General features: G+C 44.2%; 1 protein-coding gene. It reads left to right on the top strand.

Annotated features, from left to right (window positions below; genetic code table 11):
• Window positions 1–525, top strand: a 525-nt coding sequence (locus NZ841_08570; protein ID MCS7202812.1) for a GTP-binding protein, incomplete at both ends; no start/stop codon positions are given.

Raw genomic sequence — 525 nt, 5'->3', positions numbered from 1 at the left:
TGGAGCAATACTTGTAGTTGCAGCCAATGATGGGCCTATGCCACAGACTAGGGAGCATATACTGCTTGCAAGGCAGGTTGGGGTGCCTTATATAGTAGTGTTTATGAACAAAGTAGACATGGTAGATGATCCGGAGTTATTGGATTTAGTAGAGCTTGAGGTTAGGGAACTACTTAGCAAGTATGGATTTCCTGGGGATGAGATACCGATAGTGAAGGGTTCAGCGCTTAAGGCATTGGAGAGTACGAGTAAGGATGTTAATGCAGAGGAGTATAGGTGTATACAGGAGTTATTGGATGCTTTAGACAACTATATACCTGAGCCTCAGCGTGAGGTAGACAAGCCATTTTTGATGCCAATAGAGGATGTATTTTCTATTTCTGGTCGTGGAACAGTAGTGACGGGCAGGGTAGAGAGGGGTGTAATAAAGGTAGGTGATGAGGTAGAGATAGTGGGATTTAGGGAGACTCGTAAGACAGTAGCGACTGGTTTAGAGATGTTTCGGAAGATATTAGATGAAGGCAG

It is taken from the genome of Dictyoglomus sp. (assembly GCA_025060475.1).
Taxonomy (GTDB): Bacteria; Dictyoglomota; Dictyoglomia; order Dictyoglomales; family Dictyoglomaceae; genus NZ13-RE01.
This window is presented reverse-complemented; position numbering and strand designations above follow the sequence as displayed.